The 14,474-nt window shown below is 51.7% G+C and carries 11 protein-coding genes and 1 pseudogene; 6 read left to right on the top strand and 6 right to left on the bottom strand.

Features of this window, described 5'->3' with window-relative positions:
• Positions 1-38 precede the first annotated feature (38 nt).
• The 4 genes and pseudogenes from HMPREF3178_RS08200 to dbpA all read left to right on the top strand — a co-directional run bounded on the left by HMPREF3178_RS08200 (position 39) and on the right by dbpA (position 3,468).
• Complete coding sequence (locus HMPREF3178_RS08200; protein ID WP_227499102.1) at positions 39-287, top strand: response regulator transcription factor; 249 nt, start codon at positions 39-41, stop codon at positions 285-287.
• A 341-nt stretch (positions 288-628) separates the two neighbouring features.
• A complete protein-coding gene (zntB, locus tag HMPREF3178_RS08195; protein WP_004101596.1) occupies positions 629-1,612 on the top strand; it encodes a zinc transporter ZntB in 984 nt (327 codons plus the stop codon).
• 277 nt (positions 1,613-1,889) lie between these two features.
• Positions 1,890-2,054 (top strand): annotated as a pseudogene (locus HMPREF3178_RS32075) (hypothetical protein); the annotation flags it as partial.
• Positions 2,055-2,094: 40 nt separating this feature from the next.
• A complete protein-coding gene (gene dbpA, locus HMPREF3178_RS08190) occupies positions 2,095-3,468 on the top strand; it encodes an ATP-dependent RNA helicase DbpA (RefSeq protein ID WP_023320856.1) in 1,374 nt (457 codons plus the stop codon).
• Positions 3,469-3,512: 44 nt separating this feature from the next.
• Here the strand turns inward: dbpA and ttcA are convergent, their stop codons facing one another.
• Complete coding sequence (ttcA, locus tag HMPREF3178_RS08185) at positions 3,513-4,448, bottom strand: tRNA 2-thiocytidine(32) synthetase TtcA (RefSeq protein WP_004101599.1); 936 nt, start codon at positions 4,446-4,448, stop codon at positions 3,513-3,515.
• A 951-nt stretch (positions 4,449-5,399) separates the two neighbouring features.
• Between ttcA and HMPREF3178_RS08180 the strand changes: the two genes are divergently transcribed.
• Positions 5,400-6,338 (top strand): omptin family outer membrane protease, encoded by a 939-nt coding sequence (locus HMPREF3178_RS08180; protein WP_023320857.1) that lies wholly within the window; start codon positions 5,400-5,402, stop codon positions 6,336-6,338.
• 206 nt (positions 6,339-6,544) lie between these two features.
• Here HMPREF3178_RS08180 and HMPREF3178_RS08175 read toward each other — a convergent pair whose 3' ends face one another.
• The 5 genes from HMPREF3178_RS08175 to nifJ form a co-directional block, all read right to left on the bottom strand.
• Complete coding sequence (locus HMPREF3178_RS08175; RefSeq protein ID WP_017146008.1) at positions 6,545-6,835, bottom strand: Bor family protein; 291 nt, start codon at positions 6,833-6,835, stop codon at positions 6,545-6,547.
• Between the two features lie 185 nt (positions 6,836-7,020).
• A complete protein-coding gene (uspF, locus tag HMPREF3178_RS08170; RefSeq protein WP_004101601.1) occupies positions 7,021-7,455 on the bottom strand; it encodes a universal stress protein UspF in 435 nt (144 codons plus the stop codon).
• 82 nt (positions 7,456-7,537) lie between these two features.
• Positions 7,538-7,750 (bottom strand): KTSC domain-containing protein, encoded by a 213-nt coding sequence (locus HMPREF3178_RS08165; RefSeq protein ID WP_004112591.1) that lies wholly within the window; start codon positions 7,748-7,750, stop codon positions 7,538-7,540.
• A gap of 149 nt (positions 7,751-7,899) precedes the next feature.
• Positions 7,900-9,006 (bottom strand): porin OmpC, encoded by a 1,107-nt coding sequence (ompC, locus tag HMPREF3178_RS08160; RefSeq protein WP_004101605.1) that lies wholly within the window; start codon positions 9,004-9,006, stop codon positions 7,900-7,902.
• A gap of 354 nt (positions 9,007-9,360) precedes the next feature.
• Positions 9,361-12,888 carry a pyruvate:ferredoxin (flavodoxin) oxidoreductase gene (gene nifJ, locus HMPREF3178_RS08155; protein ID WP_070585112.1) on the bottom strand — a complete coding sequence of 1,176 codons (3,528 nt, stop codon included), beginning with the start codon at positions 12,886-12,888 and terminating at the stop codon, positions 9,361-9,363.
• Positions 12,889-13,366: 478 nt separating this feature from the next.
• Here nifJ and HMPREF3178_RS08150 point away from each other — a divergent pair, with 478 nt between their 5' ends.
• Complete coding sequence (locus HMPREF3178_RS08150) at positions 13,367-14,068, top strand: S24 family peptidase (RefSeq protein ID WP_049595801.1); 702 nt, start codon at positions 13,367-13,369, stop codon at positions 14,066-14,068.
• The last annotated feature ends 406 nt before the right edge of the window (positions 14,069-14,474 follow it).

The following is a 14,474-nucleotide window of genomic DNA, read 5'->3' as shown; positions in this document are numbered from 1 at the left end:
ACTTACCCGAAATCTGATTTATTCAACAAAGCCCCTCGATGAATCAATCCGATATTCGCTGTCATGATTGTCGTCATCGCAAGCTCTCAAGACAGCAGGAAAAAGTGGCCGCAGCACTACTGGCGGGGCTTTCGGTCAGAGAGATTGCCGGCAAGCTGGCGCTGAGCGAAAAAACGGTTTTCTCCCATAAGCGCATCATCATGTCAAAATTCAAGTTACGCCATGATGTCGACCTCGTGCTGCTGTTAAATTATTTGCGCAGAAGCTCAGCGGGCCATAATGACTAACTTGCAAAAAGCTATTTCTCATCTATGTTTATTCTGCTTGTAACAATGGAGGATAAAAGCATGTGTACCCATTTGCATGATAACGCGCGTCAATACGCCGAAGAGAAAAAATGAACGACTCCCGTTAACCTGTCTTGCCGCCGGCATACGTTCTGGCGACGGACGATCGCGCAGGTTAACCGCTGTATCGCAAAGTTTATCCACGACCCGCCGCCGGCGGGTTCTTCGTTTTTGCGTCCCCACTTTTCGCCAGTGAATTCAGCAGGATGGGCTTATTAACTCTTGCGTAACCGTCGCGTAAGGCTAGACTACGAAAATGTGCATGAGTTAACGGAGGTCCAGTGGACGCCATAAAAGGATCGGAACTGAACGTGCCGGATGCCGTTTTTGCATGGGTGTTCGACGGGCAGGGCGGCGTAAAGCCGCTGGTCGACAGCGATACCATTGATAAAGAGCATCCTTGTTGGCTGCATCTCAATTATACCCATGTAGATAGCGCGGAATGGCTGGCATCGACGCCGCTGCTGCCTAATAACGTACGCGATGCGCTGGGTGGGGAGAGCACTCGTCCCAGAGTGACGAGGATTGGCGATGGGGCATTAATTACGCTGCGCTGTATTAACGGCAGCACCGATGAGCGCCCGGACCAATTGGTTGCGATGCGTCTCTATATGGACGAGCGGTTAATTGTTTCTACCCGGCAGCGCAAAGTGCTGGCGCTGGACGATGTGCTCGGCGATTTGCGTGAGGGCAACGGGCCGGTTGACGGCGGCGGCTGGCTGGTGGAAGTCTGCGATGCGCTGACCGATCACGCCAGCGAATTTATTGAGCAGCTCCATGACAGGATTATCGATCTGGAAGATGATTTACTCGATCAGCAGGTGCCGCCGCGCGGCTTTCTGGCGCTGTTGCGTAAACAGCTTATCGTCATGCGCCGTTATATGGCGCCGCAGCGTGATGTCTATGCAAGGCTGGCCAGCGAGCGGCTGCCGTGGATGACCGATGACCATCGGCGGCGGATGCAGGATATTGCTGAGCGTCTTGGCCGCGGTCTGGATGAAATTGATAGCTGCATCGCCAGAACGGCGATTATGAGCGATGAGATCGCGCAGATTATGCAGGAGTCGTTATCGCGAAGAACCTACACGATGTCGCTCATGGCGATGGTTTTTCTGCCCAGTACCTTTTTAACCGGGCTGTTCGGGGTTAACCTCGGCGGCATTCCCGGCAATAGCTGGCATATGGGTTTTTCTATTTTCTGCATAATGTTAGTCGTTCTCATTGGGGGTGTTACATGGTGGTTGCATCGTAGTAAATGGTTGTAAAGAATCGTCTTTTGTCGCGATGGCGATGATGAAAACCCGGCAATGTTTGAGCGAAATCAATAAACCATCTACCCATTCAGGGCAATATCTCTCTCGCAGGTGAATGCAACGTCAAGCGATGGGCGTTGCGCTCCATATTGTCTTACTTCCTTTTTTGAATTACTGCATAGCACAATTGATTCGTACGACGCCGACTTTAATGAGTCGGCTTTTTTTTGCGCTCTGTTTCCCAGCTTCTACGCTTAATTGGTGTACCCGTCCATCACCGGGAGTCAATATGCGTTATCAACCGCTGAACTCAATACCCATACCGCCGGAACCCAACGATCCTGTGCCGGTCCACGATCCCAAGCCACGTCCGCGCCCGTTGCCCGATCCGCCGCCTGACGATGAGCCAATTAAATTGTCGCATCGGGAGCGGAGATCTGCGAGGATACGCGCCAGCAGATTGTCCGCCCCTCAATGTAATGCGAGAAATTATTGTGACCGCTTTTTCAACTCTGAATGTTTTGCCCGCCGCCCAGCTCACTAATCTGAATGAACTGGGGTATCTTTCGATGACCCCGGTTCAGGCAGCGGCTTTACCCGCGATTCTTGCGGGCAAAGATGTCCGCGTGCAGGCAAAAACCGGCAGCGGTAAAACGGCGGCATTCGGCCTCGGGCTACTCCAGCACGTTGACGCCTCGCTGTTCCAGACCCAGTCTCTGGTGCTGTGTCCGACCCGCGAGCTGGCGGATCAGGTGGCCGGTGAACTGCGTCGCCTGGCGCGTTTCCTGGCGAATATCAAAATATTAACCCTCTGCGGCGGCCAGCCTTTTGGCGCTCAGCGCGACTCGCTGCAGCACGCGCCGCATATTATCGTCGCCACGCCGGGACGCTTGCTCGATCACCTGCAGAAGGGCACCGTGTCGCTGGACGCTCTGCAAACGCTGGTGATGGACGAAGCGGATCGCATGCTGGATATGGGTTTTAGCGATGCCATTGATGACGTGATCCGCTTTGCGCCGGCGTCGCGCCAGACGCTGCTGTTTTCCGCCACCTGGCCGGAAGCAATAGCGGCAATCAGCGGCCGCGTGCAGAATAATCCGCAGACTATTGAAATTGATGCCGTTGATGCGCTACCGGCTATCGAACAGCAGTTTTTTGAAACTTCGCAAAAGGGTAAAATCGCGCTGCTGCAAAAGCTACTAAGCCAGCATCAGCCCGCCTCCTGCGTGGTGTTCTGTAACACCAAAAAGGATTGCCAGGCCGTTTGCGATTCGCTCAACGCCGCCGGGCAGAGCGCGCTATCGCTGCATGGCGATCTTGAACAGCGCGACCGCGACCAGACGCTGGTACGTTTTGCCAACGGGAGCGCGCGCGTGCTGGTGGCGACCGATGTCGCTGCCCGCGGCCTGGATATAAAATCGCTCGAACTGGTGGTGAACTATGAGCTGGCCTGGGACCCGGAGGTACACGTGCATCGCATTGGCCGTACCGCTCGCGCCGGTGAAAGCGGTCTGGCGATTAGCCTCTGCGCGCCGGAAGAGGCGCAGCGTGCGAACATTCTTGCCGAAATGCTGCAAATGAAGCTCAACTGGATGGACGGGCCGATGAATAGCTCGATTACGCCGCTGCAGGCAGAGATGGCCACGCTGTGCATTGACGGCGGTAAAAAGGCTAAAATGCGTCCGGGCGATGTGCTGGGAGCGTTGACCGGTGATATCGGTCTTGATGGTGCTGACATCGGAAAGATCGCCGTTCATCCGGCACATGTCTACGTTGCCCTGCGTCAGAGCGTAGCGCATAAGGCATTCAGGCAGCTTCAAAACGGCAAAATTAAAGGCAAGGCCTGCCGGGTACGTTTGCTGAAATAGACCCGGCAGCGGCGTCTCAGGCGATTGCCTGAGACGCAGGAGGATTATTTCACTTCCACCACGTTCAGACGCAGAGCGTCCAGCTGCGCATCATCTTCTTCCGGTTGCCAGCCGGCCGGCTGCGTCGGGAGCTCTTCGCGATCGAACGCCAGGTCGCCGCCGTCAACGACCGCAGAGCCGTGATGAATGCCTTTGAAGTCGAACAGATTAACGTCGCTGAGATGAGAAGGCACCACGTTCTGCATCGCGCTAAACATGGTTTCGATGCGTCCGGGATAGCGTTTGTCCCAATCGCGCAGCATATCGGCAATCACCTGACGCTGTAGGTTCGGCTGTGAACCGCACAGGTTGCACGGAATAATCGGGAAACCTTTCGCCTGAGAGAAACGTTCAATATCTTTTTCCCGGCAGTAGGCCAGCGGGCGAATAACGATATGTTTACCGTCGTCGCTCATCAGCTTCGGCGGCATCCCTTTCATCTTACCGCCATAGAACATATTCAGAAACAGAGTCTGCAGGATGTCGTCGCGGTGGTGGCCAAGGGCGATTTTGGTGGCGCCCAGCTCAGTCGCGGTGCGGTAAAGAATGCCGCGGCGCAGGCGCGAACAGAGAGAGCAGGTGGTTTTGCCTTCCGGAATTTTTTCTTTAACGATGCCGTAGGTATTTTCTTCAACAATCTTATATTCAACGCCCAACTGCTCAAGGTATTCCGGCAGGATATGTTCCGGGAAGCCCGGCTGTTTTTGGTCGAGGTTCACCGCCACCAGTGAGAAGGATATCGGCGCGCTTTTTTGCAGATTGCGCAAAATCTCCAGCATGGTGTAGCTGTCTTTACCGCCGGAGAGGCAAACCATGATGCGGTCACCTTCTTCAATCATATTAAAATCAGCGATCGCCTCGCCGACGTTACGGCGCAAGCGCTTCTGCAATTTGTCGATATTGTATTTTTCTTTCTTTGTAACTTGCTGATTATCAAGCATTATAAACGTTCTCTGAAACAAAAGGCATGTAAGGGGCAAAGTTAACATTACGGTGCAAGTCTGGCGTCAGGCATTTAAAGCCTATCGCCGTTGATTTCTTCCATCCCTGTATTGTCGACGTTGAACACCATTTTTTACGTTTTCATGCCCCATCTGGTTAGCAATGGGTTAGCTCCGGCTTACCGCAGCCGGCAGGCAAAAGTATGTCGCGTATGGTACGGATTCCGACGACGAATACCAGCGCGTTTTACGGCAGCTTTCCATCTGCTGACGATTAGTGTCGTGAGTTTTGGTCTCCATGCACCTGGCATGAAGAAAAAAACGTCGTTTTCAGGCTCAACACGCCCATACGCCTGGTGATGGACGGTATCAGGTAGAAGAGGCGAGAACTTACTCTTTGCGATAATCAGTTAGCGTTGGCAATGTGTCTCACTTTTAAAGCAGGTACCAGGTAATCATAGGTACAGCTTGCTCCAGCTGGCTTCTGCAACCACTGAAGAGAAACGGTGTAAGATTTCTTCCCTCCCCGTGACACGGTGAATGGACGGGCTCAGCCAGGCGCAAGGTAATATAGATTTTTTGCTTTCACACTTATTGTTCAGCCTTTACCCTAAGCCACCCGGATCGCGATATAATCATTTGCCTCCTGATAATTATACCGCGAAGATATTTTTTTAAGTACTTAACAGGTGTGCATATTGAGAATAATAACCCAGCCCATGCTGATTCTCTGCAACTTCACTGGGGTAAGATTTATTCCTAATAATAATCTGAGTATATCCCTGTACAATGTGATTTTTCCTTGCAAAACGAAGTGCTTATCATATCCCCATTCCTTTTGTCTTGCTTAGGAATAATAACATTACAAAAATTGACAGTTGCCTAATATTTTTATGAGATTTAAACTTTCACTGCAACTCATGGATTAACTTTGGTTATGGGAATAAAAAAATGAAAAAAAGTACCGTTGCAGTAATGATGATAGCGGCCCTTTCAGGAACAACTTATGCCGAATCAATACAGCTAAGCCCAAACTTTTCTGCAGAAAGTTTTACTGTATCAACGTCTGCAGGGATGCTGAGTGGAAAATCACAGGAGAGAGTTTATGACGCGGATACAGGGCGAAAAGTCAGTCAACTTGACTGGAAAATAAAGAATGTCGCCATTGTGAAAGGCGATATCTCATGGGATGCCTACTCCTTTTTGACGCTGACCGCCAGAGGCTGGACGTCAATGGCTTCAGGCTCAGGACATATGGATGACTACGACTGGATGAACGATAACCAGTCCGGTTGGACAGATCATTCATCGCATCCCAGCACTAATGTCAATTATGCCAATGAATACGATCTCAGCGTACAAGGATGGATTTTTCAGGACGAAAATTATAAAGCAGGCGTCATTGCGGGTTATCAGGAAACACGTTTCAGCTGGACAGCTACCGGTGGTTCTTACAATTATGATAACGGTGCGACGACTGGCAATTTTCCAACCGGCGAGCGAGGTATTGGGTACAGCCAGCGATTCTCCATGCCCTACATTGGTCTGGCGGGTCAGTATCGTATCAACGACTTTGAATTTAATGCCTTGTTTAAGTTCAGTGATTGGGTCAGAGCTCATGATAATGACGAACACTATATGCGTGAGCTGACTTTCCGCGAGAAATCAACTAATTCGCGTTATTACGGTACAACGGTTGATGCCGGATATTACATCACGCCTCATGCCAAAGTTTTTGCTGAATTCACCTACAGCAAATATGAAGAGGGCAAAGGAGGCACTCAAATTATTGATACCTATAGCGGTGAATCAGCTTCTATAGGAGGAGATGCGGCTGGCATTGCAAATAAAAACTATACCATTACAGCCGGTCTACAATATCGATTCTAAATCATCACCTCCCGCGGATATAGCAAGAAAAACTCGCTAATCCCACGGTGTGCAATCATAAGTGTGTAGTGTCTCCCTGTCCGGGAGACACTACATTTTTCGCCGCGACATCCCCGAATGCTTAAAAGGATATCGCAACAAGCGCTAATCGCTCAAGGATCGCTTAAAACCGGAAGCAGGAGGAACTTATCCTCATGCGCCGGTAATTATTTAGCGCAAGACACGCGCGCTTCACGCGGAGTATAAATACCCAGGGTCACAAAACCCAGCAGGCCGTTGACAAAAGTCTGCTGCACTTCAGTACGAACCACTTTATCCGCGCCGCCGCAGACTTTAGCCGCATCAATCTGTTTCGACTGGCCAATGCCGCTGACAAAGAAGTGGTGAGTGGTCACCTGCTGAGGTTGAACGGTGACGCCAGGATTTACCGAGAAGCTCTGCTGGGCGCAACCAGAAATAGCGGCCGCGGCGAAAACTACCATAATTAACTTTTTCATTTCATCCCTATAATTTTCTAAAACATCCCCACATTCGGGCAAGGGTTTTATACAGCAAAATGAAAAAGACACAACGTACAAATTTTTAAAGTACCAGATGAATGATCGCCTTATCTGCGACACTTCGGGTACGATCCAAGTTTCAGATTGCGGAAAAAGCCCGCACGGCGGCGGGCAGGATAGGTTTATCGTACGACCAGTACCGAGCATTCCGCATGGCGGACAACGGCGGCGGCGTTAGAACCCAGCAGATAGGTGGTGATATCGGGACGGTGCGAAGAAATGATCACCAGATCGGCGGGAAGGGATTTCGCCATAGCGAGAATTTTATCTTTCGGCGAACCCTCGGAAACGTGTAAATGGACACGGTCTTCCGGAATAGTAAATTTTTTCACAATCTCTTTCAGCCGCGACTCCGATTCGGCTTTGAGGTCATCCATCGCCGGCAGCTCTGCGGTATAGGCCATTCCCAGCGAAGCGTAATAGGGAAGGGAGGGAATGACGGTCAGGAAATGCACCTCGGCATCATCGATTCTGGCTTCAGCCTCAACGTGCTTGATAACACGGTCAGTTAATTCTGTATCGGAAATATCGATGGGCACAAGAATCATTCTGTTCATATAACCTCCTGTTTAAGTAACCACTTAAAGTGTAGGCCATCCGGACGAATATTGTATATTGAACCCAATCACACTTTCGCTATCAGGCGCGGCGGCGTTCGGTAAATTTGCCTTTAATCACACCGTCGTAAAAACGGCCCTTAGAAACAACCTGGAGAAAATCGCGAAAAATGCGTGGCGGGACGCCGAGATACTGTAGCGTTTGGTTATCGCGGAAACGGATTTCAAGAATGCCAGAGGATTCATCATAGGCGATGGAGTGGATGCGGGATGATTTTACGCAATGATGGTGCATGGCAGGCGTCCTCTACGGCTACGGCAGTTCCTGTCAGTAATATATCATTCATCGGACGATTATTTTAAAGCAATTGATATATTGTTTTGCTTTGAATGCAGCTTCAGAGGCAAGGGAAGAGAGCCCGCCGTTGCCAGCGGGCCCGCAGCTTAGAACTGGTAAACCAGGCCTAAAGCAACCACGTCATCGGTAGAGATGCCATTGTTGGAATAGAAGCTGTCGTCTTCGTCAAGCAGGTTGATTTTGTAATCGACATAGGTAGACATATTGCGGTTGAAGTAATAAGTCGCGCCGATGTCAGCATATTTCACCAGATCTTTGTCGCCATCGGTATTGGTCAGATCTTTGCCTTTAGACATCAGGAAAGAGACCGCCGGGCGCAGGCCGAAGTCGAACTGATACTGAGCAGTCACTTCAAAGTTCTGAGTTTTGTTGGCTACGCCGTTACCGTTGCCGTAAGGCGTCATATTGCGGGTTTCGGAATACATGGTCGCCAGATAGATGTTATTGGCGTCATATTTCAGGCCGGTGGTCCAGGCTTCCGCTTTATCGCCCTGCGCGGTGGTCTGGGTCATCTGATCGTTGGTACGGTCAGAGGAGGTGTAGGCGGCAGCGGCGCTGATACCCATACCGAAATCATAAGAAGTGGATAGACCAAAACCATCGCCGTTAGCGTTACGTACGCTGCGATCGCCATTGTTGGTGCCTTCTCCGCTGCCGGCATTTTCGTTTTTACCCTGGTACTGCAGGGCAAAGTTCAGGCCATTAACCAGACCGAAGAAGTCGGTATTGCGGTAGGTTGCTACGCCGTTGGCGCGGCCGGTCATAAAGTTATCCGCCTGGGTATAAGAGTCGCCGCCGAATTCTGGCAGCATATCGGTCCAGCCTTCTACGTCGTACAGCACGCCGTAGTTACGGCCATAATCGAATGAACCGTAATCAGCGAACTTGAGGCCTGCGAACGCCAGACGGGTCCAGGACTGGTTGTCCGCGCCTTCGGTGTTGTTCGCCTGGACGTTATATTCCCACTGACCGTAGCCGGTCAGCTGATCGTTAATCTGAGTTTCGCCTTTGAAGCCAAGACGGACGTATGACTGATCGCCATCTTTTGATGCATCGTCAGAGAAATAATGCAGACCGTCCACCTTGCCATAAAGGTCCAGTTTATTTCCGTCTTTATTATAAATCTCAGCGGAGTGTGCAGCGCCAGCAGCTAATAATGCCGGGATAACGAGGGCCAGTACTTTTCTTTTCATTTAGACAATCCTTTAACTGTTTTTGTTTTTGCTTCCTCCAGGGAAGTAAACTCATGCTAAAGGAGCAGATTGAGATCTGGTAAATATCAATTGTTACGATATAAGTAAAATCTAAAATAAATAATTCGAATGAAATGATGATAATTATAATGAATGAATCCGTGTAATGCATATAAAATAAAAATTATACATATCGGTGTTAATGCCGTATTATCCGCCCGTTATATGCCTTTTATTGTCATCCAAATTTTTATGTTGCCGCCCGTTCCTGAGAATGGTTTTATTGATCGGTAAAATGACAAGCCCGAATTCATATTCGGGCTTTTTTTATGGGCTGAAAAAAACGTCAGTAGATTAGCTTTCGGTAGTCGGTTTTTCTGCCTTACCGGCCAGCTGCGCGAGGAAGTCGTAGCGTTTTTGCAGGTCTGCCGTTGCATCCTTCCACAGTTGTTCCGCGACTTCCGGCTGTTGAGCGTTCAGGCGACGGAAGCGCTGCTCGTTCAACAGCGTCTCAGCCAGGGTATCTGACGGCGGACGGGAGTCCAGCGCCAGCGGGAGTTTGCCCTCATCGGCACGACGCGGGTCAAAGCGATACAGCGGCCAGAAACCGGTGGCGGTCAGCTGACGCATCTGATCGTGGCTCAGCGCCAAATCGTAACCGTGCTCTTCGCAAGGGCTATAGGCGATAATCAGCGACGGACCCGGGTAAGCTTCCGCTTCCTGAATGGCTTTTACCGTCTGATTCAACTGGGCGCCAAGCGAAATCTGCGCCACATAAACATGACCGTACATCATCATGCTCACGCCGAGATCTTTACGCGCCTTGCGCTTGCCGTGCTCGCCAAACTTCGTGACGGCTCCCAGCGGCGTAGCCTTCGATGCCTGACCGCCGGTATTGGAGTAGCACTGGGTATCGAGCACCAGAATATTGACGTTTTCGGTCAGACTCAGCACGTGGTCGAGACCACCGAAGCCAATATCATAGGCCCAGCCGTCGCCGCCAATCAGCCAGATCGATTTTTCCACCAGCGCGTCGGCGTCGGTTAACAGCTCCTTCGCGCCTTCTTCATTTGCCAGTACCTTGCGCAGCTCGGCTATCTGCTCGCGGCGCACCTCAGGCGTTGCTTCTGCGTGCAGCGCATCGTTAAGCTCGGGCGGAAGTTTATCGGCGAACTGCGCCAACAGACGCATGACGCGCTGCCGATGCTGATCGACGGTAAGTCGGAAGCCAAGCCCAAATTCGGCGTTATCCTCAAACAGCGAGTTGGCCCAGGCCGGCCCGCGACCATTGGCATCGGTGGTGTAGGGCGTGGAAGGGAGGTTGCCGCCGTAAATCGATGAACAGCCGGTGGCGTTGGCAATCAGCATTCGATCGCCGTAGAGCTGAGTCAGCAGTTTGATATATGGCGTTTCGCCGCAGCCGGAGCAGGCGCCGGAGTATTCAAACAGCGGGCTGATCAGCTGTGAGGTGCGGATATCGATACGTTCCAGCTTGCTGCGGTCCATTTCCGGCAGGTTGAGGAAGTAGTCATAATTCACTTTCTCTTCTTCAACATGCTCAAGGCGCGACATCATATTGATGGCCTTGATTTCCGGGTTCTGCCTGTCTTTTGCCGGACAAACTTCGACGCAGAGATTACAGCCGGTACAATCTTCAGGCGCGACCTGCAGAACGTATTTCTGACCGCGCATATCGCGGGATTTGACGTCCAGGGAATGCAGGCTGTCCGGCGCATTTTCCATTGCCTCCGGGGAGACCACTTTCGCACGGATTGCCAAGTGCGGGCAGGCGGCCACACAGTGGTTACACTGGGTGCAAAGTTCTTCCTTCCAAATCGGGATCTCTTCGGCGATGTTGCGTTTTTCCCAGCGGGTAGTGCCCATTGGCCAGGTACCATCCGGCGGCAGAGCGGATACCGGTAGCGCATCGCCGAGCCCGGCCAGCATCGCGGCGGTGACGGTTTTTACGAAATCCGGCGCGGCGTCGGAGACGACCGGTGGGCGATTCGGGCTGTTGCCGTCAACCGGCCGTAGCGGCACTTCCGCCAGCGACTCGCGGGCCATCGCCAGCGCCTGCCAGTTACGCTCCACCAGCTCCTGGCCTTTGCTGCTGTAGCTTTTGGCAATGGCCCCCTGTAGCTCCGCCAGCGCGTTATCGCCCGGCAGGATCCGCGTCAGGTGGAAAAAGGCCATCTGCATAACGGTGTTGATACGCGCCCCCAGGCTGCATTCACGGGCGATTTTTGCCGCGTTGACGATATAAAAACGCGCTTTTTTCTGATTGAGGGTGGCCTGGACTTCTTGTGGCAAACGGGACCAGACTTCATCGGCGCTGTAGGGCGTATTAAGCAGGAAAATACCGCCGGGCTTCAGACGTTCCGCCATCTGATATTTATCGATAAACTGCAGCTGGTGACAGCCGACAAAGTCGGCCTGCGAAATCAGATAAGAAGAACGAATCGGCTTCTCGCTGACGCGCAGATGTGAAACCGTCAGCCCGCCGGCCTTTTTCGAGTCATAGACGAAATAGCCCTGCGAGAACCACGGCGTAGAGTTACCGATAATCTTGATATTGTTTTTCGTAGCCGAGACGCTACCGTCGCTGCCGAGCCCGTAGAAGAGGGCTTCCAGTTTCGCTTCCGAGGGGAGCGTATTTTCGACCAGCGGCAGGGAAAGATTAGTGACGTCATCGTAGATGCCGACGGTAAAGCGCGGCTTGGGTTTAGCGGCGCTCAGCTCCTTGAAGATGGCCAGGACACACTCCGGACCGAACTCTTTTGAAGAGAGGCCATAGCGTCCGCCAATGGTGCGCGGCAGGGTTTCTCGCTCGCCGCGGTTAAAGGCTTCGGCCAGGGCGGTCATGACGTCGAGATAGAGCGGCTCGGCCTGGGACCCCGGTTCTTTGGTGCGGTCCAGCACCGCCACGGCTTGGGTGCTCGGCGGTAAGGCTTCAAGCAGGTGCGCGGCAGAGAAGGGGCGGTAAAGACGAACTTTTAGCACGCCGACTTTTTCACCGCGGCTCAGCAGCTCATCGACCACTTCTTCACAGGTACCGATGGCGGAGCCCATAATGACGATTACGCGCTCAGCCTGCGGATGACCGTAAAACTCAAAGGGTTTGTACTGACGTCCGGTGGCGGCGGCAAAATCATCCATTGCCGTTTCGACACACTCATAGACCGCGTTGTACCACGGATTCGTCGCTTCACGTGACTGGAAATACGTATCCGGATTAGCTGAGGTGCCGCGGATAACCGGATGTTCCGGGTTCAGGGCGCGCTGGCGATGTTCATCAATTCTTTCCTGCGGCAGCAGGCTACGAATGGTATCGTCTGCCAGTGGAGCGATTTTGTTGATTTCGTGCGAGGTACGGAAGCCATCAAAGAAATGAATGAATGGCACGCGACTTTGCAGCGTGGCGATATGTGAAATCAGCGCAAAATCCTGAGCTTCCTGAACGCTGCTGGCGCAGAGCATCGCGCAGCCTGTCTGACGTACGGCCATCACGTCGGAGTGATCGCCGAAGATAGAGAGCGCGTGGGTGGCCACGGTACGGGCGGCGACGTGCAGCACAAACGGCATCAGCTGGCCCGCCAGTTTGTACAGCGTCGGGATCATCAGCAGTAAACCCTGCGATGAAGTAAAAGAGGTTGAGAGCGCACCGGTCTGCAGCGCACCGTGTACGGCGCCGATCGCCCCGGCCTCCGACTGCATCTCGACGACGCGGGGGACATCGCCCCAGACGTTTTTCAGCCCGTTGCCAGCCCAGGCATCCGCCTGCTCCGCCATTGTAGAGCTGGGCGTGATCGGGTAGATGGCGATAACTTCACTGGTGCGAAACGCGACTGAAGCAACCGCGCCATTACCGTCAATAGTGATCATATCAATACTCACATTGCTAAATATTTGAAAAAAACTTTTTATGCCCAGTGATGCAACCTGGGCACTCGCTTATCTCTGCTTTAAAACCGCTATCGGCGCGATCCTGTCGCTGGCTAAAAATGCATCTCTGATCAGCCTGAGCGCGCTCAAAACGCGACCCGCTTCAGTTCGCGCAGGGCGTAGGGTTTGCGATACCGTGTTTAAGTATAGACCCCTGAGCAACAGGCTTTTTTGATCTCCGGTAGCGATAAAATCCATAATTTAGATAAATTAATTCAACTTATTACAGCGTTGTTTGCTTATAAACGACAGCCTACACCAAAATCACAGGCTCCATTTTTCCATAAGTAGCAGTGTTGCCAGTGGAGGTGAGCAAAGCGTTGAGAACGAAAATTTCGCGTACATTACCTATAGGTAATTTAATGGCGCTTTGCTATATTTTAGATACCTGCTGGTAACTGGTGTTAGACAGATTACGATGGATAAATACGAAATCAGACGTCAGCGCTTGATCTATATCCGTGATAATTTATGCGGCGGTAAAGCTGTTGATGTAGCCCGAACCCTTGGGCGGGAGCCTTCTTACGTTTCCAGGATGCTCTACCCGGAAGGCAAGAAACAAAAGAAAAGGATAGCTGACGAGATGGTCGATCTTATTGAATCTTCTTTCAATTTGCCCCGCGGCTGGATGGACGGCATTAGCGGAAGTATTGATATCGAACGAGAACCGGTGGAAGACACACCTCAGATGCAGTACGTCATTGAGGTTCTGGACGCTCAGGCCAGCGCGGGACCAGGATGTATTGTCTCAAGCGAGGTTGATGAAACGGTCAACAGTATCACCTATGACACTGCCGGCGCGCTGAGGCTTTTTGGTAACCGGCCCGCAGAGCATATCAAGGTGATTACGGTTTCCGGCGATAGCATGTCCGGCACCATCGAGACCGGTGATTACATCTTTGTTGATGTCTCGAAAGATTACTTTGAAGGTGACGGTATCTATGTCTTTTCGTTCAAAGGGGCGGTGTTGGTGAAGCGTCTTCAATTCACGGCGGATGGCCTGCTTGTGCATTCTGATAACTGCAAATATGCCGACTGGACGATCGGCGAAAGCCATGAACAGTATCTGAAAATTATTGGCCGCGTGATCTACAGCCATAGCGTTAAACGGTTTGTTTAACGCTTTACTAGCGTTCAAACCCTCCTCCCGTTCCAGCCTTAAGTATCAAGTCCAGCAGGTAAAATTTCCCGGCAAGTTGTTTAAGCACCGGGTTTACCTGCGCTGGATGCGAGAAATCATGTCCAGAAGCTCTTTTATGCTGGCAATCTGGCGCATCGCCCGCCTGCATCGTTTCCCTCCCGGCAAAACCCTGCCTTGTAACTAAATTTTGAATATTTTCAGAGTGTTATTCTAATTGCACCATAAAATATACCCATAGGTATTTGTTTTTAATTAACCCTGAGGTATTCTTTCTTCATCGACTTGAAACACACCGCGCTATCGTCGGTGAAATACAACGATTCGAAAATGAATCTACGTGGCTGAAAAGCCAGCACCATAACGCAATGCGCTTTGGGGTGAAGCC

The organism is Klebsiella sp. HMSC09D12, assembly GCF_001808475.1.
Classification (GTDB): Bacteria; Pseudomonadota; Gammaproteobacteria; order Enterobacterales; family Enterobacteriaceae; genus Klebsiella; species Klebsiella oxytoca.
This window is presented reverse-complemented; position numbering and strand designations above follow the sequence as displayed.